This window comes from Yoonia vestfoldensis DSM 16212, from assembly GCF_000382265.1.
Taxonomy (GTDB): Bacteria; Pseudomonadota; Alphaproteobacteria; order Rhodobacterales; family Rhodobacteraceae; genus Yoonia; species Yoonia vestfoldensis.
Genome location: NZ_KB907977.1, coordinates 84,869 through 110,208 on the forward strand (window position 1 = coordinate 84,869; position 25,340 = coordinate 110,208).

The following is a 25,340-nucleotide window of genomic DNA, read 5'->3' on the forward strand; positions in this document are numbered from 1 at the left end:
GGGGCTTTGCCCCCGCCCCGGACCCTGTCCGGGACTCCCCCAGGATATTTGTGCTCGGAAGATGATATGAGACCAGAGACGGAAGAGGCGCTGGCGCAAATGATCGTGTCGGCGGACGGCCCGCTGCGGATTGTCGGGGGCGGCACGCGGCCCATCGGGCGTAGTGTCGGCGCGGCACTGTCATTGGCCGGGATGGCGGGGATCACACTGTATGAACCCGGCGCGCTGACGCTGGTGGCCAAGGCGGGCACGCCTTTGGCCGAAGTGCAGACGCGGCTGGCGGCGGAAAACCAGCGGCTGGCGTTTGAACCGATGGATCACCGAGCACTTTTGAGCACAAGCGGAGAGCCGACGATCGGTGGCATGGTCGCGGCGAATGTATCGGGGCCGCGGCGGATTGCCGTAGGGGCCTGCCGTGATTTCATGCTTGGCGTGCGGTTTGTCGATGGCGCGGGCCATATCATCAAGAACGGCGGCCGCGTGATGAAGAACGTCACGGGCTATGATCTGGTCAAGCTGCTGACAGGGTCCTATGGCACCTTGGGTGTGCTGACGGAAGTCTCGCTCAAGGTGCTGCCCGATGTGGAAACGCAGGCGACGCTGGTGCTCGACGGGCTGGATGACGCCACGGCCGTGGCCGCGATGGCGGCGGCCATGTCCTCGCCTTTCGAGGTGACGGGGGCGGCGCATGATCCCGCAGCGGGGCGCACGCTGTTGCGGCTGGAAGGCTTTGCCGCCTCGGTCGCGTATCGTGCGCAGGCGCTGGCGGGGGTCCTCGCGCCGTTTGGCACGGTGACGGTGCTGGATGATCCCGCGCAAGGGGCGGCAATCTGGGCCGCAATCCGCGATGTGACCGCATTCGCGGGGCAAGAGGGTGATGTCTGGCGGTTGTCAGTCAAGGCGTCGGACGCGCCTGCGCTGGTGGCCAAGGCGGGCGCGCGGGCGGCAATCTATGACTGGGCGGGCGGATTGGTCTGGCTGCTGACAGATGGCGATCTGCGCGCGAGGCTGGGGGATTTTGCGGGCCATGCGACGCTGATCCGGGGGCAGGCGGATGTGCCGGTGTTCCAGCCGGAACCGGCCCCTGTCGCGGCGCTGAGCGCAGGGCTGCGCGCGAAATTCGATCCGCGCGGGATATTCAATCCGGGGATGATGGGCTGATGCAGACGACTTTCACACCAGAGCAACTGGCCGATCCCGGCACGGCGCGGGCCAACCAGATCCTGCGGACCTGCGTGCATTGCGGGTTTTGCACGGCGACCTGCCCGACCTACCAGATTTTGGGCGATGAATTGGACAGCCCGCGTGGCCGGATTTACCTGATCAAAGACATGCTGGAAAACGAGCGTGTGCCCGATGCCAAGACGGTCAAACACATCGACCGCTGCCTGTCGTGTCTGGCCTGCATGACGACGTGCCCGTCCGGCGTGCATTACATGCATCTGGTCGATCATGCCCGCGCCTATATCGAAAAGAATTATGACCGGCCGTGGTCGGACCGGGCCTTGCGCTGGATTCTGGCGCAGGTGCTGCCCTATCCGATGCGGTTCCGGCTGGCGCTGCTGGGGGCCAAGATCGGGCGGCCATTCGCGCGGTTCATGCCCGACCCGCGCCTGCGCGCGATGCTGGAGATGGCGCCGCGCACGATACCGCCGGTCAGCCGCAATGACGATCCGCAGACCTTTGCCGTGGCGGAAAAGAAGATGCGCGTCGCGCTCATGACGGGTTGCGCGCAAAAGGCGCTGAACACCGATATCAACGATGCCACGATCCGGCTGCTGACCAGATTCGGGGCCGAGGTTGTCGTGGCGAAAGGGGCGGGCTGTTGCGGGGCCTTGACGCATCACATGGGCAAGGAAAAGGAAAGCCACGCCGCCGCCGCCGCCAATATCCGCGCCTGGGTGCGCGAGATGGATCAGGGGGGCTTGGATGCTATCGTAATCAATACCTCGGGCTGCGGGACGACGGTCAAGGACTACGGGCATATGTTCCGCAATGATCCGCTGGCCGCCGATGCCGCGCGCGTTGCCGCGATCGCGATGGATGTGTCCGAAGTGCTGATGAAACTCGACCTGCCTGCGGGTGCCGATAAAGGCACCAAAGTCGCCTATCATGCCGCCTGTTCGCTGCAGCATGGCCAGAAGATCAAGACTTTCCCGAAGGATTTGCTGAAAAAGGCCGGTTTCACAGTGCTGGAACCTGCAGACAGCCACCTGTGCTGCGGGTCGGCCGGCACCTATAATCTGATGCAGCCCGAGATTTCCAAGCAGCTGAAGGCCCGCAAGGTCAAGACGCTGGAGGCGCTGGTGCCCGATATCATCGCCGCAGGCAATATCGGCTGCATGATGCAGATCGGCAGCGGGACGGGCGTGCCGATTGTCCACACCGTCGAATTGCTGGATTGGGCGACGGGCGGGCCGCAGCCGCCTGCGCTGACGGCACCTGGTAAAACTGCACCGCCAGTGCCGATCCTGCGCTAGCGTCACAATCCTGCCTTGTGTATCATCAACCCATCGGACGAGGATGGGAGACAGGATGCGCCAGTTGATAGCGTCGGCTTTGATGGTTCTGACCAGTGCCTTTGCGGCGACGGCGCAGGAACGCGAACTTGTCACGTTGCAGACAAGGCAGGACAGCGAAGGCTGGGAGGCCGTAGGCAGGCTTGATATCGCAGGCAAGGGATTTTGCACGGCAGCGCTGATTCGCGAACGGCTGATCCTGACGGCGGCACATTGTCTTTATGACAGCGACGGATCGTTGATCGCGGCGGACAGGTTCGAATTCCGTGCCGGACTTCGCGACGGGCGCGCTGCGGCGACGCGAGGGGTGCAGCGCGCCGTGGCCCACCCCGATTACATGCACGACGAAGCGCTGACCCGCGCATCAGCCGTGGCGATGGATATCGCCGTGCTCGAGCTTGACAGGCCGATCCGCGAAACCCGCTTGCGGCCTTATCTGATCGCAGAGCGGCCCCTGACCGGCGACGAGGTCGGCGTTGTGTCCTATGGGCGCGGGCGCGAAGAAGCCCCTAGCCTGCAAGAGGTGTGCAGCGTGCTGGGCCGGCAGACCGGCGTCATCATCATGACCTGCGATGTCGATTATGGGTCCAGCGGATCGCCCGTGTTCATCGTACGCGACGGGGAAACACGGATCGCGTCGGTGGTATCCGCCATGGCGCATGTCGGTGGGGAAAAGGTGTCGCTTGGCACCTCGCTCGCAGAGCCGCTGACCACGCTGATGGCACATTTCGCCTCGGTCGCACCGGCGCGCCCGGGCGGCACCCAGCGGGTCATGACACTGGGCGAGCGTAACGACACCGGCGCCAAGTTCGTCACCATCGACTAGGGTCTTGAAACGCCGCATTTCCTTTCCCAGATAAACGTCAGCGGGGTGCCAATACCGGGCCCCGCCACACCGGTCTGTCCAGACATGGAAGGCCAGACAATGTTATCGCTTGATGAAAAGGATGACCAAGATGCGTAGTTTCGACCTGACCCCCCTTTACCGTGCCACTGTCGGTTTCGACCAGATCGCCGACCTGCTGGACCGTGCGCTGGCCACCGATGTGGGCCAGAACAGCTATCCCCCCTATAACATCGAAAAAACCGCCGATGACGGCTGGCGCATTTCCATCGCCGTGGCCGGTTTCGCCGACCATGAGCTTGCCATCGAGGTGAAGGACCGCGCGCTGCATGTCACCGCCCGCAAGGACGGCGACGACAGCGACCGCAAATTCCTGCATCGCGGCATTGCCACCCGTGCTTTTGAGCGGCGGTTCCATCTGGCCGACCATGTCGAGGTGACGGGTGCCTTGCATGAAAACGGCATGCTGCATATCGATCTTGTGCGCGAAGTGCCCGAGGCGCTGAAGCCCCGCCGGATCGCGATCGCGCCTGCGCGTAAATCCGAGGCCAATCTGGTCGAGGCCAAGTCGGTGAACTGATCCGCCGCTTACGCGACGGAGCTCTCCGCGCGGGAGTATTTTTGGAAAAAAGAAGTTGCGGGCGCGGGGGTTGACCTCGCGCCTTTTTTTCAATGTGCGGTGGCCCAGTTGGGCCCTTGGCCTGCATCCACGGCCAGTTTGACGTCGAGTTTGACGGCCGGGTCGCTGGCGGTTTCCATCACCTGCCGCGCGATGCCGATCAGGTCCTCGGCGGCGGTTGCATCGACCTCGAACAGCAATTCGTCATGGACCTGCAGCAGCATCTTGGCGGGCAGACCGGCGATGGCCTTTGGCATTCGGATCATCGCGCGGCGGATCACATCGGCGGCGGTGCCCTGGATGGGCGCGTTGATCGCGGCGCGTTTGGCGAAACCGGCCTGCGGGCCTTTGGCGTTGATTTCAGGCGTGTTGATGCGGCGGCCGAAGAGGGTCTGGACGTAGCCGTAATCCTTGGCGAAGGCGATCGTGTCGTCCATATATTGCCGGATGCCGGGGAAGCGTTCGAAATAGCGGTCGATGAAGCCTTGGGCATCACTGCGCGGGATACGCAGGTTGCGCGCAAGGCCAAAGCCCGAAATCCCGTAGATCACCCCGAAGTTGATCGCCTTGGCCTGACGGCGGATGTCGGGCGTCATCTGGTCGAGCGGCACGTCAAACATTTCCGACGCCGTCATGGCATGGATGTCGATCCCGTCGAGGAAGGCCTGTTTCAGCGCATCGATCCCCGCGATATGCGCGAGGATGCGCAATTCGATCTGGCTGTAGTCGAGACTGACGATCACATTGCCGGGGGCTGCGACGAAGGCTTCGCGGATGCGCCGCCCTTCCTCGGACCGGACGGGGATGTTTTGCAGGTTCGGATCGGTCGAGGCGAGCCGACCGGTGATCGCCCCCGCGATGGAATAGGACGTGTGAACGCGGCCCGTGTCGGGGTTGATGTGGTCCTGCAGCGCGTCCGTATAGGTCGATTTCAGTTTCGCCAATTGCCGCCAGTCGAGGATTCGCCGTGGCAGGTCGTGGATCGTGGCGAGGTCTTCGAGCACATCGGCACCGGTGGAATAGGCACCTGTCTTGCCTTTGGCGGGCAGTTTGCCATCGGGCATCGCAAGGCCGAGTTCATCGAACAGGATTTCGCCCAGCTGTTTGGGCGAGCCCACGTTGAACGGGCGGCCTGCCATTTTCTGGATCTCGTCCTCGAGTCCCGCCATCTTTTGTGCAAAGGCATTGGACATGCGCGACAGCGTATCGCGGTCGACCTTGATACCGTGCATTTCCATCTGCGCCAGCACCGGCACCAGCGGGCGTTCCAGCGTTTCATAGACCGTGGTGACGCGGTTCAGATGTAGTTGCGGCTTGAAGGTCTGCCACAGGCGCAGGGTGACATCGGCGTCTTCGGCGGCGTATTTCACCGCATCGGCGACCGGCACGCGATCAAAGGTCACGGCGGATTTGCCGGTGCCCAGAAGCGGCTTGATCGGGATCGGCGTGTGGCCCAGATAGCGTTCGGACAGCGTGTCCATGCCGTGATTATGCAGGCCCGCATGCATCGCGTAGGACATCAGCATCGTGTCGTCGATGGGCGCGACATGGATATCGAGAAGCGCGAAGATCTTGGCATCGTATTTCATGTTCTGCCCGATCTTGAGGATGCTCGCATCCTCCAGCACAGGTTTGAGCATGGCCAGGCATTGCGCCATGTCCATCTGCCCTTCGGCCCGCGCATCGGAGCCGAAAAGGTCATCCGCCCCCGCCTTATGCGCGAGCGGGATATAGCAGGCCTGCCCTGCCGCCACGCAAAGCGAGATCCCAACCAGATCGGCGCGCATTTCATCCAGCGCCGTGGTTTCGGTATCGACGGCGACATGGCCAGCCTCGTAAATCCGGTCGATCCAGACCTGCAAGGCAGCGGCATCGCGCACGCATTCATAGCTGTCCGCGTCGAAAGGCACGGCTTCGGCGGCGGCGGTTTCGGTCGCGGGGGCAGGCGCCTCGATCACGGGGGCCGCGACGCCCAGCTTGTCCGCGATCCGTTTGGACACGGTGCGGAATTCCATCTTGGCCAGAAACGCCAAGAGTGTGTCGGGATCCGGCGTGCGGATTTCCAGATCGTCCAGCCCGAAATCCAGCGCCATGTCGCAGTCCAGCTGGACCAGTTTCTTGGACAATTCGATCTGCGCGCGGTGGTTGACCAACGTCTCGCGGCGTTTGGGTTGCTTGATCTCGCCTGCGCGGTCGAGGAGGCTTTCCAGATCGCCGAATTCGTTGATCAGCAAGGCGGCGGTCTTGATCCCGATGCCCGGCGCCCCAGGCACGTTATCGACAGAATCGCCCGCCAGCGCCTGCACATCGACGACGCGGTCGGGATAGACGCCGAATTTTTCGAACACGCCGTCGCGGTCGATGCGCTTGTTCTTCATCGGGTCGAGCATTTCGACGCCGTCGCCAACCAGTTGCATCAGGTCCTTGTCGGAACTGACGATGGTCACACGGCCCCCCGCACGGCGCGCCTGATGCGCAAGGGTCGCGATAATGTCGTCGGCCTCGAACCCTTCGACCTCTTCGCAGGCGATGTTGAAGGCGCGGGTCGCATCGCGGGTCAGCGGGATCTGCGGGCGCAATTCCTCGGGCATCGCCTCGCGGTTGGCCTTGTACTGGTCGAACATGTCGTTGCGGAACGTGTGGCTGCCCTTGTCGAAGATCACCGCGACATGGGTTGCCGCATCCGCGCCGGAATTGTTTTCGACATAGCGTTGCAGCATGTTCACAAAGCCGCTGACAGCGCCCACCGGCAGACCATCGGATTTGCGCGTGAGCGGTGGCAGCGCGTGATAGGCGCGAAAGATGAATGCCGATCCGTCGATCAGATGCAGGTGACAGCCTTTGCCGAATTGGGTTGTCATGACGTCCCTCCGTTCCGGCGACACTGTGGCTTGGGCAAGGTCAGACCTTACCTTCGAAATCCTTGTGGATCAGCTTGGCATCGCAATAGGGGCATTCGACCCAGCCGCGATCCTGCGGGATTTGCAGCCAGACCCGCGGGTGGCCAAGCGCACCTTCGCCACCGTCGCAGGACACACGCCAGTCTTGCACGATGCGGGTCTCGGGGGCGGGTGTGGTCATGGATATTGCCTGTCTGATTGCCGCGGGGCGCTGCCCGCCTTATGTGTCACCCTATACCGCAGCTGCGGCAAAGGGGAAAGACCAGCATGACCGACAATGCCATCGAACTCACGGGGTTGCGCAAGACCTACGCCGCGACCGCCCGCGCACCTGCGCATGAAGCGCTGAAAGGCATCGACCTGAATATCCCGCGCGGGTCGATCTTCGGCCTTCTGGGGCCGAACGGGGCGGGAAAATCGACGCTGATCAACATTCTGGCGGGGCTGGTGGTGAAATCGGCTGGCACGGTGAAAATCTGGGGCTTTGATCAGGACAAGAATCCGCGCCAGTCGCGCGCGGCCATTGGGATCATGCCGCAGGAACCGAATCTTGACCCGTTCTTTACCCCTGCCGGGTCGCTGGACGTGCAGGCAGGGCTTTACGGTGTGCCGAAATCGCAGCGGCGGACGGCGGAAATTCTTGATCTGATCGGGCTGACCGACAAGGCCGACGCCTATGCGCGCTCGCTCTCGGGCGGTATGCGGCGCAGGTTGCTGCTGGGCAAGGCACTGGTGCATTCGCCCCAAATTCTGGTGCTGGACGAACCGACGGCAGGCGTCGATATCGCGCTGCGCAACATGCTCTGGGATAATGTGCGCAAGCTCAACGAGGATGGCATGACCATCATCCTGACGACGCATTACCTCGAAGAAGCGCAAGAAATGTGCGACGAGATCGCGATCATCAACCATGGCGCTGTGGTGATCCGCGACAGCACCAGCAACCTTCTGGGGCGGCTTGACAGCAAGACGCTGGTGATCACACCGACGAAAGCCGCCACCCTGCCCGCCCTGCCTGCCGGGATTACCGGACAGGCGCATGACGACGGGCGGCTGAGTTTCACCTACAGCGCAGGGGCGACACCCGCTGACGCGATCCTGTCGCTGGTGCGCGACGCGGGCATTACCATCAAGGACGTGCAAAGCCGCGAGGCCGATCTGGAAGACGTGTTCCTGTCACTGACGTCCTGACATCAGCCTTGCAGCATCCGCCCCAATTGCCGGCCGCCGATGATGTGCAGGTGATAATGCGGCACGTCCTGCACGCCGTGGGTGCGGGCGTTGGCGATGGCGCGGAACCCTTGGGCCACATCGGTCAGGCGGCAGACCTCGGCCACGGCCTGCATGAAACCGGCCTGTTCGGCGGGTGACGCGTCGCGCGCGAAATGGTCAAGGCTGACATAGGCCCCCTTGGGGATCACCAGCACATGCACGGGCGCTTGCGGGTTGATATCGTTGAACGCCAGCGCATGGTCGTTTTCATAGACCGTCTGGTTGGGAATTTCCCCGCGCAGGATTTTCGCAAATATGTTCTGGTCGTCATACTCAAAGGTCATCGGTCTTCCTCAATCGACAAACAGGTGCGGCGTCTGTGCCAGCGTCAGCGCCGTGGCGTCATCCACCTCCAAAAACGCCGCGATGGCTGCCGCGTTCTCTTGATCACGGGCCGTTTCGCGCAGACGACCCGCATTCTTGAAACGGGCATCGCGGATCGCGTCGCGTTCATGGGTCATGTCACGCCGGATGGTGGGCAGCAAGCGCGCGAAGGTGGCAGGCGATGTCTGCGGCCCGGCAAGCCCGACGCGGATCGCGTGGCCGATCAGATAATCATCGCCAAGATCGCATTCGATCTCGAGAAGGCGGACATCGGCGCGGTCTGCATGGAAATCCGCAATCAGATCCAGGCTCGATGTATCCAGACAGATCACCGCCTGCTCTGCGCGTTCGTGATCGAACAGCATCCGCAAGAAGGCGCGCCTGTGCCGCCCGCGTTTGCCCAGCGACTTTTCGATGCCACCCATATCGGGCAGCGGCGTGTCCTCTTCGTTGAACAGGTAGTCAAAGGCGGGAATTTCCGTATGGCGGCGGATCGCCTCGGTCAGCCGCTTGGCGACATGCCATTTCTTGCACACGATGATCCGCAAGGCGCGCCCCGGGCCGATCGCCGTTTCGGCCTCCCAGAATCGTGGCGCGAATCGGCGGCCGGTCCGCCCCCGTTCCGTCAGGAACCGGAACAGGGTACGCCCCTCGTTCGAAATCGTGAAATCCGTCCGGTCGCTGACATAAAGCGCGCCCAACGCCTGTTTCAGCCGGGTCGCGTCCGGGCTGATCTTGCGCGCGAACAGCGCATCCTGCGCCAGCAGCAGATCCTCCTGATCGTTGTAGAACGACACCGGCATCCCGTAATCGCTGAACATCAGGAAAGTCAGTGTGCGATTCTCGATTTCGCGACCGGGCACCAGATGGCGAACCAGCGTCTGAAAGAAAGTCTCGTCGGGGATCCAGGTCGTACGGAAGAACCGGGTCACATCGGGGCGCTTGCGGGTGAAATCCAGCACCGCCTCGACGCTGCGGCGGCGCAGGCACCACCACTGGCTGCCGATCATGACCTGAATGCCCGGCGGCAAGGGCCGGGTAATGCCGAACCTTTTCTGCACGGCGAAGGCGGCATAAAACCTCCGTTTCTGCGTGCGTTCGTTGAAATAATGGCGGTAGATCAGCCGTTCTTCGCGAAAGCCGGTCTTGATCCAGTCGCTGTCGAAGAAATCGAAACTTTCGATGTAATCCCTGTCGCTCTCGTCAAGGAACCTGTGCGCATAAAGCGCGGATTTGATCGGCATGCAATCGCCGGAGACCATGTAGAAATGGGTCGCGCGGTCGAAAGCGGACAGCGCCACCTGCAACGTGCGCAGGGTCGCCTCTACAAGGCTCCATGCGCCCCAGCCGCATTTCACACGGCGCTTGACGAAAGCGACACTGGGATTGTCTGCAAGCCCCGCCGTGATCCGGCGGTAATCGGCGGGGTCGGCGGAGGCGTCGAAATGGATCGCTACGTAATCACCGGCCGCCGTCAGCCGCGCAACCTGATCCAGAACGGCATCAGGGTCCTTGTGACACAGCAGGATAAAGGCGACACGTGCCATGGTGATCGTTCGTTCCGCGAATGGCTTTGTCGCGTCTTAGCGCGAAGAGCCATTGAAGTGACAGGGTTTCTTTGCCTTTATGACGCCATGCGGGAACATCAAGCCGCAAGGGAGCACATCTTGGCCAATTTTCCGGGAACCTGGATGACCACCAGCGAAAGCATGGTCTACCGTGTCGTGCCGAAATGCGCCTGTTCGACCATCGGGCAGATCATGTATTATTCCGATCACGGCAGCTTCTTTGACGGCGATATCCATGACGCCAGGACCGGGCTGCACAAATGGGCCATAGAAGGCAGCCAGCAGCCGATCCGCGACAACGTGCTGGCGCATAAAAGCTTTGCCTTCACCTGTGTGCGCAACCCCTATACCCGCATCCTGTCGTCCTTCTTCGACAAGATCTGCGGCGTGCAGCGCAGCGGCAATTATTACCGCGGCAATCTGGTCCCGCAGCTGATCCAGAAATACGGAATCGACGTCGGCAACCCGGCGGATGGATTCGCCTTTGACCAGATCAAGAGCTTCCGACGGTTCCTGCTCTTCGCGCGGGACACGATCCGCTGGCGCAAACCGATGGAGCCAGACATCCACTGGTCCGCCATGTCCGGCCATATCGCGACCTTCATCGCCAACGGCGGGCGGTATGACCATATCTTCTGGACCGAAAAGTTCGACGACGGGATGCAGGTCGTGCTGGACCGGACCGACCGGCCCCACGCGATCGATCTGGCCACGATCCCGCGGTTCAACGAAAGCGAAGGGCACGGTCCTAAGCGGCTGCATCCGGTCGCGGATTATTTCGACGATCTGTCGATGCATCTGGTCTATGAAATCTACAAACGCGATTTCCGGCTGTTCAAATACGATTTCGAAAACCCGGGCAACAAGATGCCCGTGGGCGAAATCGACCTCGACGAGGTGCATGCCAAGCTGGGGCGGTAAGGGGGCTGTCTGCCCCCTCGGCGCTGACGCGCCTCACCCCCGAGGATATTTTTGCTCGGAAGATGCAACTTAATGAGATTTTAAGGATAATCCGGGATGATGATCGCGCGGTACAGGCAGGGATGCCGATGACCGCCGACGAAGATGCCGTCACCTTTTGCGCAGCGCCGGGCGACTGACGCATCAGGTGGCGGTTATCTTTTCATCTTCCGAGCCCAAATATCCCCGCCGGAGGCATCAAAGTTTTTCTCGACAACGGCACGCGCTGCCTTATCTGCCAACCATCGGGTGAAACGGGGAAAATGGCGATGTCGGTGGTTCTGGTGCTGGGCAGCGGCCCGAATGTCGTTGAAAGCCGTGACTGGCCACGGCCACCTTTCGACCGTATCGTCGCGATCAACAACGCCTGGGCCGTGCGCAGCGACTGGGATGATCTGATCCATCCCGATGATTTCCCCGCAGATCGCATGCCACGCACGCTTGCCCCGCAACAGCGGATCATCAGGTCGGCCGATTACGTCCCGTTGCAGAACGCCTTGGGCGGTTTTGTCTATGCGGGCGGGACGATGGCCTTTACCGCAGGCTATTGGGCGCTGGCCGCGCTGCGCCCGCGTGTCATCGCGATGATGGGCTGCGACATGGTCTATCCGGCCAGCAAACAGACCCATTTCTACGGCACCGGCACGGCTGACCCGCTACGCGCGGATGTGACGCTGCGCTCGCTCGAGGCGAAATCGGCGCGGTTCATGCTGATGGCCGCCGCACGCGGTTGCGCCGTCGTCAACCTGTCGCAGGATGCAAGCCGGCTGGTCTTTCCACGCGCCACACCGCTTGCCGCGGCCATCGCGCGGCCGCAGCCGCTTGATCGTGCCGAAGTCGACGCCGCCCTCGCAGAGGAACGGCGCCTTGGCTATTACGTGCCATCAGGCAAATACTGGAAAGAAGAGCACCGGTTCGATCCCGCGGCGATCGACGCGCTGGACCGGCGCTGGCTTAAAGCAGCCGGTGTTCTGCAAACAGCGTCTTAAGATCGGTTTCCGGCCGCGCGCCGATATGGCTGATCACCTCGGAGGCGGCGAGGTTGCCCATCTTGCCGCAGGTTTCAAGATCAAACCCTGCGGTCAGCCCCCAGAGGAACCCTGCCGCGAAAAGATCGCCCGCGCCTGTCGCATCGACGATAGCGGTGGGCACGGCAGGCACATGCCAGCGCGCGCCATCCGACAGGATATGCACCCCGTTGCCACTATCGGTGCAGGCCACCATGTCCACATCCGCCGCCGCACGGGCGAGGGCAGCCTCGAAATCGGTGGTCTGGTACATCGACAGCATTTCTGCGCGATTGCAGAACAACAGGTCCACATGGTCGCGGATCATCGTGGCAAAGGCAGCGCGGTGCCGTTCGATGCAGAACGGGTCGGACAGGGTGATCGACACGCGCCCGCCCGCCCCCTTGCAGGCCGCGATGGCCTTGGCGAAAGCGGCGTGGCTGTCGGGTCCGTCGAAACGGTAGCCTTCCAGATAGATCCAGTCGGCATCGGCCATCTGGCTTTCGTCAATGTCGTCGGGGGACAGGAATTCGGTCACCCCGAGATAGGTGTTCATCGACCGTTCGCCATCAGGGGTGACGATGACGATGCAGCGTCCGGTTTCGGCCACTTCGGTCTTTGGCGCCAAGCGGGTCGCGTAATCGGCACCCTGCGCGCGCAGGTCATGGGCGAAGATCGCGCCGAGTTGGTCGTCCTTGACCTTGCCGACATAGGCGGTGCGCCCGCCAAGCTGCGCGATCCCCGCGATGGTATTGGCGGCCGATCCGCCGCTGATTTCCTTGGCCGGGCCGATCCGGTCGTAAAGATCGACCGCGCGGTCCATGTCGATCAGCTGCATGATCCCCTTTTGCACGCCAGCGGTGTCCAGAAATCCGTCGTCGGCCCGCGCCAGCACATCGACCATGGCATTGCCGATGCCGACAACCTGATACTTTTTCATAGGTTCTTTTCCTCATAGAGACAGAGATCGCGGATCAGACAGACACCGCATTTCGGGTTGCGTGCGACACAGACATAGCGCCCGTGCAGGATCATCCAGTGATGCGCGTGCAGCTGATAATCCGCGGGGATGTGATCTTCAATCGCGCGTTCGACCGCCTCGACATCCCGCCCCGGGGCCACACCGCTGCGGTTGCCGAAACGGAAGATATGCGTGTCCACCGCCTGCGCGGGCTGGCCCCACCACATGTTCAGCACGACATTGGCGGTCTTGCGCCCCACACCGGGCAGCGATTGCAGGGCGGCGCGGGAATTGGGTACCTCGCCGCCGAAATCGTCGACAAGGATCTGGCTCATCTTGATGATGTTCTTGGCCTTCTGGCGGTAAAGCCCGATCGTCTTGATATGTTCGGTCACGCCGTCCAGCCCGAGATCGAGCATCTTTTGCGGTGCGTCGGCGACGGCGAACAGGCTGCGTGTCGCCTTGTTCACGCCTTTGTCGGTCGCCTGCGCCGACAGGGCCACGGCCACGACCAGCGTATAGGCGTTGATATGTTCAAGCTCGCCTTTGGGCTCGGGCTCGGCGGCCTGAAAGCGCGCAAAGATCGCGCGGATGGAATGATAATCAAGCTGCTTTACCATTCCTTCGGTATGCAACGCCCGTTGCGGCTGGGCAAGCGCAGGATGCGCAATATTCGGGTCGCGGGGCGCGCGCGGAATCACTAGGGTCGGCGCTATGGAACACACGGACACATATCATTACAACGTCATGCGCCGCGCCATCGCGCTGATCGATGCGGCGGGTGACGCGCCACTATCGCTGGCCGATCTGGCGGGGCAGATGCAGATGAGCCCCGCGCATTTCCAGCGGCTGTTTTCGTCATGGGTCGGGGTGTCGCCCAAACGCTATCAGCAGTACCTGACCCTGTCGCATGCCAAGACCCTGTTGCGCGACCGGTTCACGACGCTGGACACCGCCCATGCCATCGGGCTGTCGGGCAGCGGGCGGCTCCATGATCTTTTCCTGCGCTGGGAGGCGATGAGCCCCGGCGATTACGCCCGCGATGGCGCGGGACTTGCGATCACGTGGGGCTGGTTTGACAGCGCCTTTGGCCCTGCGCTGGTCATGGGCACGGATTGCGGGATTTGCGGTCTGGCCTTCGCGGCTGAAACCGGCGCTGATGCCGCGATGGCAGATCTGTGCAGCCGCTGGCCCGCCGCCTCATTCGTCGAAAACCCCGCAGCCTTGCGCGATTGGGCCGAGGCCGCCCTTGGCATGACGGGCGAGACTCGGCTGCATATGATCGGCGCGCCCTTCCAGCTCAAGGTATGGGAGGCGTTGCTGGAGATTCCGTCCGGCCATGTGACGACCTATGCCGAAATCGCCAGCGCCATCGGCAATCCCAAGGCGGTGCGCGCCGTGGGCACGGCGGTCGGGCGCAACCCGGTCAGCTGGCTGATCCCCTGCCACCGCGCCTTGCGCAAATCGGGAGGGTTGGGCGGATATCATTGGGGTCTTCCGGTCAAACGGGCGATGCTGGCTTGGGAATCCGCGCGAATTGACGCAGGTGGAACAATGGGCGGAAAAGTTCTGGAACCAAAAGGTATGTAAAACCGTTATTGGATAGCAGTCCGCTTATTGTCATAAGAAAGCGTGTAAACCGTGCAGAACTGCGCACTCATAATAATGGAATCTTTGTCATGATCCTATCCAAATTCCCGCTGGCTATTGCCGCGTCGTCCATGCTTCTCGTCGCGGCCTGCGACCCCGGAATGCCCAATCAGGGCGAAAACACCCGCCAAGGCGCTTTGATCGGTGCACTGGGTGGTGCGGCTGCGGGCGCGCTGGTCGGCGGTGACGGCACCGTGCGCGAACGCAACCGTGCGGCGCTGGTCGGTGCGGCACTGGGTGCCGGCGTCGGCGGCGGGATCGGCAACAGCCTTGACCGTCAGGCAGAAGAACTGCGCCGCGCGCTGCGCAGCGACGTGGGCGTGTCCAACAACGGCAACAACCTTGTCGTCGTGCTGTCGCAGGACCTTCTGTTCGCAACCAACAGCACGCAGGTGTCGGCCCAGTCCCAGAACGACCTGCTGATCGTTGCACGCTCGTTGAACAACTACCCCAACTCGACCGTCAACGTGATCGGCCACACGGACAACGTCGGTTCTGCCGCGTTCAACCAAGACCTGTCGGAACGTCGTGCGCAATCGGTGGCATCCGTCCTGCGCAGTGGTGGCGTGTCGTCCGCCCGTATCCGGTCGATCGGTGCCGGCCTGAACCAGCCGATCGCGTCGAACGCGACTGCCGAAGGCCGTCAGTTGAACCGCCGTGTCGAGATCATCATCACCCCGAACTGATCTTCGAGACATCGACCTGCAAAGGGGCTGCATCACGCGGCCCCTTTTCATTTGATCAATTCAGGCGAAATGTGGTCATGTGATCTGACCAATATGGAAAGTATGCACATGCCGTTCGAGCCGGTTCTTCAGGAAAAACTGTCGCAAGGGGTCGTTCGCCAGATCGAAGGCCTGATCCTGCGTGGCATCCTGCGCCCCGGTGAACGTCTGCCGTCAGAGCGCGAGTTGAGCGAGACAATGGATGTGTCCCGCCCGTCGCTGCGCGAGGCTTTGGCCGATCTGCAAAGTCGCGGGTTGCTGATATCGCGCGCCGGTGCGGGGGTGTTCGTGGCCGACGTGTTGGGGTCGGCATTTTCGCCCGCGCTCGTCACGCTTTTTGCGTCGCACGACGAAGCGGTGTTCGACTACATCAGTTTCCGCCGCGACATGGAAGGCTTGGCCGCCGAACGCGCCGCCCGGCTGAGCAGCGACACCGACCTGAAAGTCATCGACACGATCTTTCAGAAAATGGAAGCCGCCCATCAAAAACGCAATCCCGCCGAAGAAGCGAGCCTCGATGCGAACTTTCACCTTGCGATCATCGAAGCAAGCCACAACATCATCATGCTGCACATGATGCGGTCGATGTACGACCTGCTGCGCGAAGGTGTGTTTTATAACCGCAGCATCATGTTCAAGCAGCGCACGACGCGCGACGCGCTGCTGGATCAGCATCGCCAGATCAACAGCGGTTTGCAGGCACGCGATCCCGCGGCCGCGCGTGCGGCCGTCGAGGCGCATCTTGATTATGTGGAACAGGCCTTGTCCGACCAGCAGCGGGCGGATCGCAACGAAGGTTTCGCACAAAAACGGTTCCAGCACGAGTTGCGCCGCTGAGCGGGCCTATCGCGCCCTGTGGTGCCTAGCGATGTCCTGCCAGAGCCAGCCAGCGATGACGGCCTGTATCAGCACACCCATCAGCGCAAGGCCATGCTGCACACCGGCGATCTGGCTGGCAAAGATCAGCATGTTCCAGACGGCATGCCAGATGATCAGCGGCCACAGGTTGCCCACCCGCAGCGCGACCGGCGCAAGGAACAACCCGACCGTCAACGCAAAAAGCGCGTTCTGAAGCGTTGCCGATGCCGGTTGTCCGATCAGGCCGGTCGGCGTGTGCATAACCGCGAAAAGCACCGCGCTCATCGTCATCGCCGCGATGACCGACCATGCGGTCAGGGCACTGCGCAGGACGATCCCGCGAAACATCACCTCTTCGCCGAACCCGATCAGCAAGGGCACACCGATCAGCAAAGTCCATGCCAGCAGGCCAAGATCGGCAAAGACGCCGGCACGCCATGCCGGCAACAGACCCGCAGCCATCGCCGCCATCACGATGACCGATGGCACAAGCCAGATCAGCGCCAGCCAGTTCACGTTGCCAAAACCAAAAACACGCCATCCGCCGAAACGCCGCACGTAAAGCACGCAGCCGACGACGAGCAGAACCTGTAAAGGCAAAAGGCGCAGCAAGGTCGCCATCATGTCGCCCGGCGGTTCGGCGACCCGAAAGGTATAGGCGGTCGCGACCAGAATACACAGGATGTATAGGGCGGCGGCCAGCAGCCCGCGCCAAAGTTGCGACATTACGCCTTCTCCTGCCCGCCCCGCCGCACAGTTTTCCGAGGCTGCCGGTTCATGTCAACGCAAAAGCCCAGACGCTCTGCAGCATCCGGGCTTTTGATCTGTCCTAAGGCGCGGCAAGTGCCGCATCAATGCATTTTGTCAGCAACGACAGCGATGGAATCGTCGATCAGCGACCCGGCGGATTTGGCGTCCATCTGACCCGCGAGCACCTCTTTGGCGACAGCGACCGCGACAATCACCGCTTGATCCCGTACATCCTTGACGGCCGCGGCCTGCGCCGAAGCAATCTGTTCTTCCGCTGCGATCATGCGGCGGCTGATGGATTTCGCGATATCCTCTTTTGCGGCGGCGGCGGCGTCAGTCGCTTCCTGCTTGGCAGATGCAACAATCCTGTCCGCTTGCACCTGAACGTCTTTCTGCTTGCGTTCGTAAGAGGCCAACAGCGCCATCGCTTCTTCGCGCAGGGCTTTCGCTTCGTCGAGTTCGGCACGGATATTCGCGGCGCGCTTGTCCAGCATCCCGGTGACCAGCGTCGGCACCTTGTAGTAAAGCAGGATGCCCACGAAAATCGCAAAAGCGATCATCACGACGAAATCGGTGTTCCGCAACGAGACGAACGGATAATCGACAGCCAGCGCGGGCGAGGCGGCGACAGCGAGCAAGGCAGTGAATAGAATTCGCATGGCTTACCCTTTCATCCGCGCGTTGACGGCAGCGGTGATTGTCTTGGCATCGGCGTTTCCACCCATGGCCAGTACCAGTTCCTTGGCCGTATCTTTGGCGACCTCGGTGATGTTCTTGACGGCGCTGTCGCGGATCCCGGCAATCGCCGCTTCGCTTTCGGCAGTCTTGGCGGCGATTTCGGCATCAGCCTTTTGCAGCTCCACGTCGAGTTCGGCCTGAATTTCCGCCTTGGCCTTTGTGATGATCTCCTGCGCCTTCGCGCGGGCATCTTTCAGCGCCTGTTCATAGGCTGCTTCGGCTTCGGCGGCCTTGTTCTTGAGGTCTTCGGCGGCAGCGATGTCGTTGGTGATGGTGCCGGACCGTTCAGCCAGAACCGCACCGATCCGTGGCAGCGCGATCCGCGACATCACGAAAAAGATCGCGATCAGGGTGACGACCAGCCAGAAGATCTGGTTTGGCATCCATTCGGCGCAAAGTTGCGGCATGCCAAGGGCGTAACCCCCAGCATCGACGCAGGCCCCTGCAATGTTTGTTGTCTCTGTTTCCATGATGGTCCCCGGATACCTTGCAGGTTTACCAACCGACGCGGGTCAATCGCGTCGGCCGGTCGTAAGGATATGGGTCAGGTCTTAGACTGCGAACATCAGCAGAAGCGCGACGAGGAATGCGAAGATCCCCAGCGCTTCGGCGAATGCCAGACCGATGAACAGCGTCGCTGTCTGGCCAGCAGCGGCAGATGGGTTGCGCAATGCGCCTGCCAGGTAGTTGCCGGCAACGTTGCCAACGCCGATCGCGGCAAAGCCGGAACCGATTGCAGCCAGGCCAGCGCCGATATGTGCGAGTTCGCCTTCCATGTGAATTCTCCTTACGATTGGAAGTTGAGAGAGCGGATGGGTGATATCACCCAACCAATTAGTGATGCGGATGAAGCGCGTCCTTGAGATAGACACACAGCAGGATCGTGAAGACATAGGCCTGAATGCCGGCAACCAGCACCTCCAGCCCATAGATGGCGACGATGCCGACGATCGCCGCGGGGCTGGCGATGGCCAGTGCCGCGAAACCGGCGAACACCTTGAGAACGACGTGACCGGCCGCGATGTTGCCGCCCAGACGAATGGACAGGCTGACCGGGCGGACCATGTAGGAGATCACCTCGATCACGGCGATGATCGGACGCAGGAACAGGGGTGCGTCGGACATCCAGAACAATTTCAGGAACGACGCGCCATGTTTGACGAAGCCAAGGATCGTGATGGCGATAAACGCCCCGAAGCCCAAGGTCGCCGTCACAGCGATCATAGAGGTCGGACTATATGACATCGGGATCAGGGCAAGATAATTGGCGAACAGGATGAACACGAACAACGTCATGATATAGGGGAAATACTTGACCCCGTCCTTGCCGGTGATGTCCTCGATCATCTTGTAGATGAAACCATACATCAATTCACCGATCGACTGGACCCGCGACGGGATGATCGCCCGGCCACGGCTGCCCAGCACGAACAGTGCAAAAATCGCGAGCAGGATGATCCCCATCCACACGGTGACGTTGGTCACCGTATACCAGTTGACGGCGCCATCCCCAAAAGCGGGTTTGACGATGAACTGGTCCAGCGGATGGAAGACAAGACCACCTTGGGTTTCTGGTTCAGTCGCCACGAGCGTCACCCTTTTCCTGCGCAGCCTTGTGCTGCTTCAACTGCACCTCTGCCGCCGAGCGCATCATCGTCTTGACGCCGGCGGCGAGGCCGAAAAATATGAACAGCACCAAGAACACCGGCATGGTCCCGAACAGGGTATCCAGGCCGTATCCGATGCCGAAACCGATCCCCAGACCGGCCACGAGTTCGATCACCATCCGCCAGGCAAGTTGCGCCTGAGAATAATGTTCTTCCGAATGGTCCTTGACCTTGGCCGGTGTCTTGAGCGCCGCAATCTTCGCTTCGAGCGCCTTCAGGCGGTCTGCGTCCTGCGGTTCCGGCATGTTTCTGGTCCCCTCGGAAGGTTGCGCAGGGTTTAGGGTGGTGCAGACACAGAGTCAAGCCGCGACATGAGCATATCAACCATTTGTTTTAATTGAGTATTTTTGGAAAAAAGAAGTTGAAAGAAAGGCGTGCTGCGTCTGTTTCGCCCGATATCCATATTCAACCGGATGGTTGACGTTTTGATCACCTATGCCTTAGTCGCTGTTATGGCTTCATCACTAGACATCACCTTTGCAGCACTTGCGGACCCCACGCGCCGCGCGATCCTGTCGATGCTGCTGGAAGACGACATGGCCGTGACCGATGTGGCGGAGCCTTTCGCCATGTCGCTGGCCGCGATTTCCAAGCATCTGGGTGTGCTGACCGCGGCCGGGCTGATCAGCCAGGAAAAGCGCGGCCGCGTGAAATGGTGCAAGCTCGAACCCGATGCGCTGCGGGCCGCCTCGGTCTGGATGGCGGGGTTCGGGCAGATGGAACCTGTCGATCTGGACGCGTTCGAGGCGTTTCTGGACCACGAATTCGCTAGTCTTCCCGCAGAAGCAGAACCAGCGCCAGGATCGTGATCCCCAGCCCCGCCGTGACGACGGCGGGTGGCGTCGCGCCCCCCAGCGCCACCCCCCAGACGATAACCCAACTTGGCACCAGATAGGTATAGGCCATGACCTTGCTGCTGGGCAGGCGCATCGTCGCGAATTGCAACAGGGTAAAGGTGGCCGCGCTTGCGAAGACAGCCGTGTAAATGATCGTGATCCAGACCACGGCAGGCAGCGCTGTCCAATCGGTCGCGCGCAGATCGGCCCAGCCGACCACGGTCAACAGGATGGCCCCCGCCAACAGCACCCCGAAGCTGAACACCAGCGCAGGCTCGCCCCAGTTCAGCCGCCGCACCAGCGGGGTATAGACGGCATGGGCAAGGCATCCGCCGAGATAGATCGACTCTCCGCGCCCGATCTCGAAGCGCAACAGGGCCGCCACATCGGCGCGAAAGATCACCCAGAGCGCGCCGATCCCGCCGATGAGCAAAGCCAGCAGGATGCGCGGCGTGAACCGCTGGCCCAGCATGAGCCAGCCGAAGCCCCCCGCCATCAGCGGCGTGAGGGTAAAGACGGCGGCGGCGCTGACCGGCGGGGCGGTCTTCAACCCTTCGAACATCGCGACGAAATAGGTCGTCAGGAATGCCGCCAGCACCGGATAGCGCCAAAGCCCTGCCACCGCCCCGCGCGTCATGCCGCCGGTCGCAAGCACCGCCGCACCCAGGATCAGCACCGCGATCCAGAACCGGACCGCGTTCAGCGCGATGGGCGCGATGTCATTGGCCGCGAGCGCCCCCAGCGCGAAAGACCCCGCCACCAGCGTCGAGAACACGAGCATCGCCAGATGCCCGGCGCGGGCCTGCGTCATGGTGCGGTCTTCATATGGTCCTTGAGGAACCGCAGGAAGGCCTGCACCTTGGTCGTGCGGTGCAGATCGACATGCGTGACAAGCCAGAGCGGGGCTGACCAGTCTTCGAGGCTGGGGATCACCTCGGTCAAGTCGTATTGCGCACATTCCTGCTGCATCACGAACCCGATCCCCGCCCCCGCAAGGATCGCGTCGAGCATGTTGCGCGGGTCCGACGCGCGGTACATCAAGGCTGCGTCCGGCACGCGGTGGCGCAGCCAGCGTTCGAACGGCGCACGGGATTTTTCATCGTCGCTGACCACGAAACGGTGGCGCGGCAGATCGTCGGCGCCATCCGGCAGGCCGAAGTGGTCGATATAGGTGGCCGAGGCCACCAGCGACATCCGCTGCGACATGAAAGGCTGCACCACGTTGTCGGGTTCTTCGGGCATCGCACCGGCGCGGATCGCGACATGCGCCTCGCCGTATTCGAGCCGGAACACGCGGTCGCCGGTGCGATAGCGGATGCGGACCTCGGGGTATTCGTTCTGGAACGCCACCATCACCGGGGTCAGCCGGTGCGACAGCATATCCAGCGAGGTAATCACCAGATCGCCCGACACGCCTTCGCCCTGCCCCTTGATCCGCCCGGCAAGCTGGGTGAACTGGTCGTCGGTCGCCTGTGCCACCTGCAACAGGTCCTGCCCTGCCTCGGTGGCGGTATAGCCGCGCGCGTGCCGCTGAAAGAGCTTCACCCCAAGCCGCTGTTCCAACGCGTCGATATGGCGGATCACAGTGGCATGATGCACGCCCAGTTCCTCGGCCGCGCCGCTGACGGTTCCCTTGCGCGCGACCTGAAAGGCGGTACGGATCTCGTCCCAGTTTTCCATCTCGGTTCCGTGCGCTGACAAACACTCCACGCCGAAACTCTTGCAAACCGTTCGTCAGCGCAAGGGAAAACACGCGCCCTTGATAATCGGCTACGCGGCCTAGCTGTTGGTCATGACACAGCCCGCCTTCCTTGTAGCCCTGCGCGCCGCCCTGACTGTCGCCTTCCTCTATTTCGGCCTGCGCAAGCTGACTGGCTACAGCACCGATGTCGCGATCTACGAGGCGATAGGCTTCGGCCAGTTCCCCCGCTACGTCACCGGATCGGTCGAGGTGCTGGGTGCTTGCCTGCTCTGGTGGCGCGGCTGGGAAGGGATCGCAGGACTGCTGCTGCTGGTCACCATGATCATCGGCCTGTCCGCCCTCCTGATCTGGGTCGGCCCCCCCTACTTGCACATGCTGGTGCTGATGGCCGGCACCGGCACGATCGCCTACGCCTATCGCGACCAGACCAAGCGGAAGATCGCGCAGCTGCAGGGCGGTTGACTCGGCCCGACTGTCGGCATAAATGCCAGATATTCCGGATTGCCACAGCATTCCGGTCCCCGCATTCAGGGGATCGCCCTCCGTCAGCGCGTTGCGCCCACGGGGGCGTTCCTGCTTTGGCCTGTCCGGTGTAGGATAGGCCGCAACCGAAACGACAAAAGGGCCATGGCCTATGTTTGAAAATCTCTCCGAACGCCTGTCAGGTGTTTTCGACAAGCTCACCAAACAGGGTGCGCTGTCCGAAGATGATGTCAAAACCGCCCTGCGCGAAGTCCGCATCGCCCTGCTGGAGGCGGACGTGTCCCTGCCTGTCGCGCGCGATTTTGTCGCCGCTGTGCAGGCCAAGGCCATCGGTCAGGCTGTCACCAAGTCGATCACGCCGGGCCAGCAGGTCGTCAAGATCGTACATGACGAATTGCAGCGCGTCCTGACCGGCGACGAAGACCCCGGCGCGCTGAAGATCGACAACCCGCCCGCGCCCATCCTGATGGTCGGTCTGCAGGGGTCTGGTAAAACCACCACCACAGCCAAACTTGCCAAGCGTTTGAAAGAACGCGAGGGCAAGAAGGTGCTGATGGCCTCGCTCGATACCAACCGCCCTGCGGCGATGGAACAGCTTGCAATCCTCGGGATGCAGATCGGCGTCGATACCCTGCCCATCGTCAAGGGCGAAACACCTGTCCAGATCGCCAAACGTGCCAAGGTGCAGGCGTCACTTGGCGGCTATGACGTCTATATGCTCGACACCGCGGGCCGGTTGCATATCGACGCGGAACTGATCGCACAGGCTGCCGCCGTGCGCGATGTGGCCAACCCGCGCGAAACGCTGCTGGTCGTCGACGGCCTGACGGGTCAGGACGCCGTGAACGTCGCGCAGGAATTCGACGACAAGATCGGTGTCACAGGCGTTGTGCTGACGCGGATGGACGGTGACGGGCGCGGCGGTGCGGCGCTGTCGATGCGCGCGATCACCGGCAAGCCGATCCGCTTCGTCGGCCTTGGCGAAAAGATGGACGCGATCGAAACCTTCGAGCCGCAGCGCATCGCGGGCCGCATCCTTGGCATGGGCGACATCGTGGCGCTCGTCGAAAAGGCGCAGGAAACGATCGAGGCCGAACAGGCCGCGCGCATGATGAAACGGTTCCAGCAGGGCCGGTTCAACATGAACGACCTCAAGATGCAGCTCGAACAGATGCTCAAGATGGGCGGCATGGAAGGCATGATGGGCATGATGCCCGGTGCCGCCAAAATGGGCAAACAGATGGCGGCGGCCGGCATGGATGACGGCATCCTCAAACGCCAGATCGCGCTGATCAATTCGATGACCAAGAAAGAACGCGCCAACCCTGACCTGCTGGCCGCGTCGCGCAAGAAACGCATCGCGGCGGGCGCGGGGCTTGAGGTGTCCGAACTCAACAAGCTGATCAAACAGCACCGGCAGATGGCCGATATGATGAAGAAGATGGGCAAGGGCGGGATGCTGAAACAGGCGATGAAAGGCATGTTCGGCAAAGGTGGCGCACCCGAAGGCATGCCCGACATGAACGACCCTAAAGCCATGGCCGAAGCCGCCAAGGCCCTGCAAGGGCGCGGCGGCCTGCCGGGTCTGGGTGGCGGGATGCAACTGCCCGCCGGTCTGTCGGGGTTCGGCAAGAAGAAATGACATCTTCCGAGCCCAAATATCCCCGCCGGAGGCTTCAGGTTTGCCAAAACCTGAAAACCGACCTGCTGACCCTGCGCCGCCCCACGGCGGATGACTGGCCTGCCTTTCATGATTTCATGATGTCGGACCGGTCCAGCGCGTTTGGCGGGCACAGGGATCTGGGCAAGGCGTGGCGCAGTTTCGCCTCGGAACTCGGCCATTGGGAGATTTTCGGCTATGGCATGTGGGCGGTCACGCGGCATGACGACGACACGGCGCTTGGTCTTGTCGGCCCGTGGACGCCCCCCGACTGGCCTGAAACCGAAATCGGCTGGATGATCCTGTCGGATGCCGCCCAAGGCACCGGCATCGCGACCGAAGCCGCACGCGCCGCGATTGCCCATGCCTATGACAGCCTCGGCTGGGACACGGTGGTCAGCTATATCGCGCCCGACAACACCCGCTCGATCCGGCTGGCCGAAAAGCTGGGTGCTGTGCTTGACCCGCAGGCGGCTGGCCTGAAGCCCGACACGCTGGTCTATCGCCATCCCCATCCGAAAGGACAGGCCCATGTCTGACGCCATCACCCGCGCCGCACAGATCCTGAAAGAGCATCGCGCCAGCATCGACCGGCTGGATGCGATCCTTGTCTATACCTTGGGCGAGCGTTTCAAACACACACAGGCCGTGGGCCGGCTGAAAGCCGAACACGCCCTGCCCCCGTCCGATCCGGCGCGCGAAGCCGCCCAGATCGCACGGCTGACCGAACTTGCGGAACAGGCCGATCTCGACCCTGAATTCGCCAAGAAATTCCTGAACTTCATCATTCAGGAAGTGATCCAGCATCACAAACAACATCAATCGTAGGGCGGGGTTCACCCCGCCACCCCCAGACATTCTAAAAGGAGAAACACAATGTCTATGAAAATCCGGCTCGCCCGCGGCGGTTCCAAAAAGCGCCCGCATTACGCAATCGTCGCGGCCGACAGCCGCATGCCGCGCGATGGCCGTTTCATCGAGAAGCTGGGCACCTATGCCCCGATGCTGCCCAAAGACAGCGAAGACCGCGTGCGCATGGACATGGACCGCATCCAGCACTGGCTGGGTCAGGGCGCACAGCCGACCGACCGCGTGGCCCGCATGCTCGAAGCGGCTGGCGTGATGCCGAAGAAAGACCGTGCCAACCTGAAAAAAGGCACCCCCGGCAAGGCCGCAACCAAGCGCGCCGAAGAAAAAGCCGCCAAGGCCGCTGCCGCGACTGAAGCCGCAAACGCACCTGCCGAAGACGCCGCCGCCGAATAAGCGGCGGATCGTGGCCCGGACCTGAGGTCCGGGC

The 25,340-nt window shown here is 62.2% G+C and carries 30 protein-coding genes; 16 read left to right on the forward strand and 14 right to left on the reverse strand.

Annotation, left to right across the window (positions count from 1 at the left end; translation table 11 throughout):
- Window positions 1–66: 66 nt before the first annotated feature.
- The 4 genes from H147_RS0106285 to H147_RS0106300 all read left to right on the forward strand — a co-directional run bounded on the left by H147_RS0106285 (window position 67) and on the right by H147_RS0106300 (window position 3,943).
- A complete protein-coding gene (locus H147_RS0106285; protein WP_019954500.1) occupies window positions 67–1,161 on the forward strand; it encodes an FAD-binding protein in 1,095 nt (364 codons plus the stop codon).
- Complete coding sequence (glcF, locus tag H147_RS0106290; RefSeq protein ID WP_019954501.1) at window positions 1,161–2,480, forward strand: glycolate oxidase subunit GlcF; 1,320 nt, start codon at window positions 1,161–1,163, stop codon at window positions 2,478–2,480. Before H147_RS0106285 ends, glcF begins: the two co-directional genes overlap by 1 nt.
- A gap of 55 nt (window positions 2,481–2,535) precedes the next feature.
- Window positions 2,536–3,345 (forward strand): trypsin-like serine peptidase, encoded by an 810-nt coding sequence (locus tag H147_RS0106295; protein ID WP_026352301.1) that lies wholly within the window; start codon window positions 2,536–2,538, stop codon window positions 3,343–3,345.
- A gap of 130 nt (window positions 3,346–3,475) precedes the next feature.
- Window positions 3,476–3,943, forward strand: a complete 468-nt coding sequence (locus H147_RS0106300) for an Hsp20 family protein (protein WP_026352302.1) — start codon at window positions 3,476–3,478, stop codon at window positions 3,941–3,943.
- An 89-nt stretch (window positions 3,944–4,032) separates the two neighbouring features.
- On the opposite strand, the gene polA is transcribed toward H147_RS0106300, so the two are convergent.
- On the reverse strand, window positions 4,033–6,843 hold the full coding sequence (gene polA / locus H147_RS19425; RefSeq protein WP_019954504.1) for a DNA polymerase I: 2,811 nt from the start codon (window positions 6,841–6,843) through the stop codon (window positions 4,033–4,035).
- A 40-nt stretch (window positions 6,844–6,883) separates the two neighbouring features.
- Window positions 6,884–7,063, reverse strand: coding sequence for a zinc-finger domain-containing protein (locus tag H147_RS0106315; protein WP_019954505.1), 180 nt, complete (start codon window positions 7,061–7,063; stop codon window positions 6,884–6,886).
- Between the two features lie 86 nt (window positions 7,064–7,149).
- On the opposite strand from H147_RS0106315, the gene H147_RS0106320 reads away from it, so the two are divergent.
- Window positions 7,150–8,073: an ABC transporter ATP-binding protein gene (locus tag H147_RS0106320; protein WP_019954506.1), complete on the forward strand. Its 924-nt coding sequence runs from the start codon at window positions 7,150–7,152 to the stop codon at window positions 8,071–8,073.
- 2 nt (window positions 8,074–8,075) lie between these two features.
- Here H147_RS0106320 and H147_RS0106325 read toward each other — a convergent pair whose 3' ends face one another.
- Both H147_RS0106325 and H147_RS0106330 read right to left on the reverse strand, forming a co-directional pair.
- Window positions 8,076–8,438 (reverse strand): HIT domain-containing protein, encoded by a 363-nt coding sequence (locus H147_RS0106325; protein ID WP_019954507.1) that lies wholly within the window; start codon window positions 8,436–8,438, stop codon window positions 8,076–8,078.
- Window positions 8,439–8,447: 9 nt separating this feature from the next.
- On the reverse strand, window positions 8,448–10,025 hold the full coding sequence (locus tag H147_RS0106330) for a DUF5928 domain-containing protein (protein WP_019954508.1): 1,578 nt from the start codon (window positions 10,023–10,025) through the stop codon (window positions 8,448–8,450).
- Window positions 10,026–10,169: 144 nt separating this feature from the next.
- Here H147_RS0106330 and H147_RS0106335 point away from each other — a divergent pair, with 144 nt between their 5' ends.
- Together H147_RS0106335 and H147_RS0106345 are read left to right on the forward strand one after the other, a co-directional pair.
- Entirely contained in the window at window positions 10,170–10,967 is a 798-nt protein-coding gene (locus tag H147_RS0106335; protein ID WP_026352303.1) for a sulfotransferase family protein, read from the forward strand.
- 302 nt (window positions 10,968–11,269) lie between these two features.
- A complete protein-coding gene (locus H147_RS0106345; protein WP_019954511.1) occupies window positions 11,270–11,995 on the forward strand; it encodes a hypothetical protein in 726 nt (241 codons plus the stop codon).
- Here the strand turns inward: H147_RS0106345 and H147_RS0106350 are convergent.
- Together H147_RS0106350 and nth are read right to left on the reverse strand one after the other, a co-directional pair.
- Complete coding sequence (locus H147_RS0106350) at window positions 11,961–12,953, reverse strand: adenosine kinase (RefSeq protein ID WP_019954512.1); 993 nt, start codon at window positions 12,951–12,953, stop codon at window positions 11,961–11,963. The two genes, H147_RS0106345 and H147_RS0106350, sit on opposite strands and share 35 nt — an antisense overlap.
- Window positions 12,950–13,594 carry an endonuclease III gene (gene nth, locus H147_RS0106355; protein WP_026352304.1) on the reverse strand — a complete coding sequence of 215 codons (645 nt, stop codon included), beginning with the start codon at window positions 13,592–13,594 and terminating at the stop codon, window positions 12,950–12,952. Before nth ends, H147_RS0106350 begins: the two co-directional genes overlap by 4 nt.
- Before the next feature lie 94 nt (window positions 13,595–13,688).
- On the opposite strand from nth, the gene H147_RS0106360 reads away from it, so the two are divergent.
- The 3 genes from H147_RS0106360 (at window position 13,689) to H147_RS0106370 (ending at window position 16,186) form a co-directional block, all read left to right on the forward strand.
- Entirely contained in the window at window positions 13,689–14,564 is an 876-nt protein-coding gene (locus H147_RS0106360; RefSeq protein ID WP_019954514.1) for a methylated-DNA--[protein]-cysteine S-methyltransferase, read from the forward strand.
- A gap of 89 nt (window positions 14,565–14,653) precedes the next feature.
- Entirely contained in the window at window positions 14,654–15,310 is a 657-nt protein-coding gene (locus tag H147_RS0106365; RefSeq protein ID WP_019954515.1) for a YiaD family glycine zipper/OmpA-like lipoprotein, read from the forward strand.
- A gap of 108 nt (window positions 15,311–15,418) precedes the next feature.
- Entirely contained in the window at window positions 15,419–16,186 is a 768-nt protein-coding gene (locus H147_RS0106370; protein ID WP_026352305.1) for a FadR/GntR family transcriptional regulator, read from the forward strand.
- Window positions 16,187–16,192: 6 nt separating this feature from the next.
- On the opposite strand, the gene H147_RS0106375 is transcribed toward H147_RS0106370, so the two are convergent.
- The 6 genes from H147_RS0106375 to H147_RS0106400 all read right to left on the reverse strand — a co-directional run bounded on the left by H147_RS0106375 (window position 16,193) and on the right by H147_RS0106400 (window position 19,607).
- Window positions 16,193–16,933: a CPBP family intramembrane glutamic endopeptidase gene (locus H147_RS0106375; RefSeq protein ID WP_019954517.1), complete on the reverse strand. Its 741-nt coding sequence runs from the start codon at window positions 16,931–16,933 to the stop codon at window positions 16,193–16,195.
- A gap of 125 nt (window positions 16,934–17,058) precedes the next feature.
- Window positions 17,059–17,616 carry a F0F1 ATP synthase subunit B gene (locus H147_RS0106380; protein ID WP_026352306.1) on the reverse strand — a complete coding sequence of 186 codons (558 nt, stop codon included), beginning with the start codon at window positions 17,614–17,616 and terminating at the stop codon, window positions 17,059–17,061.
- A 3-nt stretch (window positions 17,617–17,619) separates the two neighbouring features.
- Window positions 17,620–18,165, reverse strand: a complete 546-nt coding sequence (locus tag H147_RS0106385; protein WP_019954519.1) for a F0F1 ATP synthase subunit B' — start codon at window positions 18,163–18,165, stop codon at window positions 17,620–17,622.
- Window positions 18,166–18,246: 81 nt separating this feature from the next.
- The gene (locus H147_RS0106390; protein ID WP_019954520.1) at window positions 18,247–18,471 is read right to left on the reverse strand and encodes a F0F1 ATP synthase subunit C; all 225 of its coding nucleotides are present in this window, start codon (window positions 18,469–18,471) and stop codon (window positions 18,247–18,249) included.
- A 58-nt stretch (window positions 18,472–18,529) separates the two neighbouring features.
- The gene (locus tag H147_RS0106395) at window positions 18,530–19,282 is read right to left on the reverse strand and encodes a F0F1 ATP synthase subunit A (RefSeq protein WP_026352307.1); all 753 of its coding nucleotides are present in this window, start codon (window positions 19,280–19,282) and stop codon (window positions 18,530–18,532) included.
- Window positions 19,272–19,607: an AtpZ/AtpI family protein gene (locus H147_RS0106400; RefSeq protein ID WP_019954522.1), complete on the reverse strand. Its 336-nt coding sequence runs from the start codon at window positions 19,605–19,607 to the stop codon at window positions 19,272–19,274. The genes H147_RS0106395 and H147_RS0106400 overlap by 11 nt, the downstream gene beginning before the upstream one ends.
- Before the next feature lie 207 nt (window positions 19,608–19,814).
- Between H147_RS0106400 and H147_RS0106405 the strand changes: the two genes are divergently transcribed.
- On the forward strand, window positions 19,815–20,171 hold the full coding sequence (locus tag H147_RS0106405; protein ID WP_019954523.1) for an ArsR/SmtB family transcription factor: 357 nt from the start codon (window positions 19,815–19,817) through the stop codon (window positions 20,169–20,171).
- Here the strand turns inward: H147_RS0106405 and H147_RS0106410 are convergent.
- The gene (locus tag H147_RS0106410; RefSeq protein WP_019954524.1) at window positions 20,131–21,009 is read right to left on the reverse strand and encodes a DMT family transporter; all 879 of its coding nucleotides are present in this window, start codon (window positions 21,007–21,009) and stop codon (window positions 20,131–20,133) included. The two genes, H147_RS0106405 and H147_RS0106410, sit on opposite strands and share 41 nt — an antisense overlap.
- On the reverse strand, window positions 21,006–21,878 hold the full coding sequence (locus H147_RS0106415) for a LysR family transcriptional regulator (RefSeq protein WP_019954525.1): 873 nt from the start codon (window positions 21,876–21,878) through the stop codon (window positions 21,006–21,008). The genes H147_RS0106410 and H147_RS0106415 overlap by 4 nt, the downstream gene beginning before the upstream one ends.
- 112 nt (window positions 21,879–21,990) lie before the next feature.
- On the opposite strand from H147_RS0106415, the gene H147_RS19430 reads away from it, so the two are divergent.
- From H147_RS19430 to rpsP, 5 genes are all read left to right on the forward strand, one after another.
- Window positions 21,991–22,362: a hypothetical protein gene (locus H147_RS19430; protein ID WP_019954526.1), complete on the forward strand. Its 372-nt coding sequence runs from the start codon at window positions 21,991–21,993 to the stop codon at window positions 22,360–22,362.
- A 172-nt stretch (window positions 22,363–22,534) separates the two neighbouring features.
- Complete coding sequence (gene ffh / locus H147_RS0106425; protein WP_019954527.1) at window positions 22,535–24,025, forward strand: signal recognition particle protein; 1,491 nt, start codon at window positions 22,535–22,537, stop codon at window positions 24,023–24,025.
- Complete coding sequence (locus tag H147_RS0106430; protein WP_019954528.1) at window positions 24,022–24,582, forward strand: GNAT family N-acetyltransferase; 561 nt, start codon at window positions 24,022–24,024, stop codon at window positions 24,580–24,582. The genes ffh and H147_RS0106430 overlap by 4 nt, the downstream gene beginning before the upstream one ends.
- Window positions 24,575–24,871 (forward strand): chorismate mutase, encoded by a 297-nt coding sequence (locus H147_RS0106435; protein WP_019954529.1) that lies wholly within the window; start codon window positions 24,575–24,577, stop codon window positions 24,869–24,871. The genes H147_RS0106430 and H147_RS0106435 overlap by 8 nt, the downstream gene beginning before the upstream one ends.
- A gap of 48 nt (window positions 24,872–24,919) precedes the next feature.
- Window positions 24,920–25,306, forward strand: a complete 387-nt coding sequence (gene rpsP / locus H147_RS0106440; protein ID WP_026352310.1) for a 30S ribosomal protein S16 — start codon at window positions 24,920–24,922, stop codon at window positions 25,304–25,306.
- Window positions 25,307–25,340: the final 34 nt, after the last annotated feature.

Coding starts and splice junctions, on each gene's coding strand:
- H147_RS0106370 (WP_026352305.1), top strand. CDS start 15,419: ATGCCGTTCGAGCCGGTTCTTCAGGAAAAACTGTCGCAAGGGGTCGTT.
- H147_RS0106400 (WP_019954522.1), bottom strand. CDS start 19,607: ATGCCGGAACCGCAGGACGCAGACCGCCTGAAGGCGCTCGAAGCGAAG.
- H147_RS0106375 (WP_019954517.1), bottom strand. CDS start 16,933: ATGTCGCAACTTTGGCGCGGGCTGCTGGCCGCCGCCCTATACATCCTG.
- polA (WP_019954504.1), bottom strand. CDS start 6,843: ATGACAACCCAATTCGGCAAAGGCTGTCACCTGCATCTGATCGACGGA.
- H147_RS19430 (WP_019954526.1), top strand. CDS start 21,991: ATGACACAGCCCGCCTTCCTTGTAGCCCTGCGCGCCGCCCTGACTGTC.
- H147_RS0106345 (WP_019954511.1), top strand. CDS start 11,270: ATGGCGATGTCGGTGGTTCTGGTGCTGGGCAGCGGCCCGAATGTCGTT.
- H147_RS0106295 (WP_026352301.1), top strand. CDS start 2,536: ATGCGCCAGTTGATAGCGTCGGCTTTGATGGTTCTGACCAGTGCCTTT.
- H147_RS0106300 (WP_026352302.1), top strand. CDS start 3,476: ATGCGTAGTTTCGACCTGACCCCCCTTTACCGTGCCACTGTCGGTTTC.
- H147_RS0106410 (WP_019954524.1), bottom strand. CDS start 21,009: ATGACGCAGGCCCGCGCCGGGCATCTGGCGATGCTCGTGTTCTCGACG.
- H147_RS0106385 (WP_019954519.1), bottom strand. CDS start 18,165: ATGGAAACAGAGACAACAAACATTGCAGGGGCCTGCGTCGATGCTGGG.
- H147_RS0106330 (WP_019954508.1), bottom strand. CDS start 10,025: ATGGCACGTGTCGCCTTTATCCTGCTGTGTCACAAGGACCCTGATGCC.
- H147_RS0106380 (WP_026352306.1), bottom strand. CDS start 17,616: ATGCGAATTCTATTCACTGCCTTGCTCGCTGTCGCCGCCTCGCCCGCG.
- H147_RS0106365 (WP_019954515.1), top strand. CDS start 14,654: ATGATCCTATCCAAATTCCCGCTGGCTATTGCCGCGTCGTCCATGCTT.
- H147_RS0106430 (WP_019954528.1), top strand. CDS start 24,022: ATGACATCTTCCGAGCCCAAATATCCCCGCCGGAGGCTTCAGGTTTGC.
- H147_RS0106350 (WP_019954512.1), bottom strand. CDS start 12,953: ATGAAAAAGTATCAGGTTGTCGGCATCGGCAATGCCATGGTCGATGTG.
- nth (WP_026352304.1), bottom strand. CDS start 13,594: ATGGTAAAGCAGCTTGATTATCATTCCATCCGCGCGATCTTTGCGCGC.
- H147_RS0106435 (WP_019954529.1), top strand. CDS start 24,575: ATGTCTGACGCCATCACCCGCGCCGCACAGATCCTGAAAGAGCATCGC.
- H147_RS0106325 (WP_019954507.1), bottom strand. CDS start 8,438: ATGACCTTTGAGTATGACGACCAGAACATATTTGCGAAAATCCTGCGC.
- glcF (WP_019954501.1), top strand. CDS start 1,161: ATGCAGACGACTTTCACACCAGAGCAACTGGCCGATCCCGGCACGGCG.
- H147_RS0106320 (WP_019954506.1), top strand. CDS start 7,150: ATGACCGACAATGCCATCGAACTCACGGGGTTGCGCAAGACCTACGCC.
- H147_RS0106405 (WP_019954523.1), top strand. CDS start 19,815: ATGGCTTCATCACTAGACATCACCTTTGCAGCACTTGCGGACCCCACG.
- ffh (WP_019954527.1), top strand. CDS start 22,535: ATGTTTGAAAATCTCTCCGAACGCCTGTCAGGTGTTTTCGACAAGCTC.
- rpsP (WP_026352310.1), top strand. CDS start 24,920: ATGTCTATGAAAATCCGGCTCGCCCGCGGCGGTTCCAAAAAGCGCCCG.
- H147_RS0106390 (WP_019954520.1), bottom strand. CDS start 18,471: ATGGAAGGCGAACTCGCACATATCGGCGCTGGCCTGGCTGCAATCGGT.
- H147_RS0106360 (WP_019954514.1), top strand. CDS start 13,689: ATGGAACACACGGACACATATCATTACAACGTCATGCGCCGCGCCATC.
- H147_RS0106335 (WP_026352303.1), top strand. CDS start 10,170: ATGACCACCAGCGAAAGCATGGTCTACCGTGTCGTGCCGAAATGCGCC.
- H147_RS0106285 (WP_019954500.1), top strand. CDS start 67: ATGAGACCAGAGACGGAAGAGGCGCTGGCGCAAATGATCGTGTCGGCG.
- H147_RS0106415 (WP_019954525.1), bottom strand. CDS start 21,878: ATGGAAAACTGGGACGAGATCCGTACCGCCTTTCAGGTCGCGCGCAAG.
- H147_RS0106315 (WP_019954505.1), bottom strand. CDS start 7,063: ATGACCACACCCGCCCCCGAGACCCGCATCGTGCAAGACTGGCGTGTG.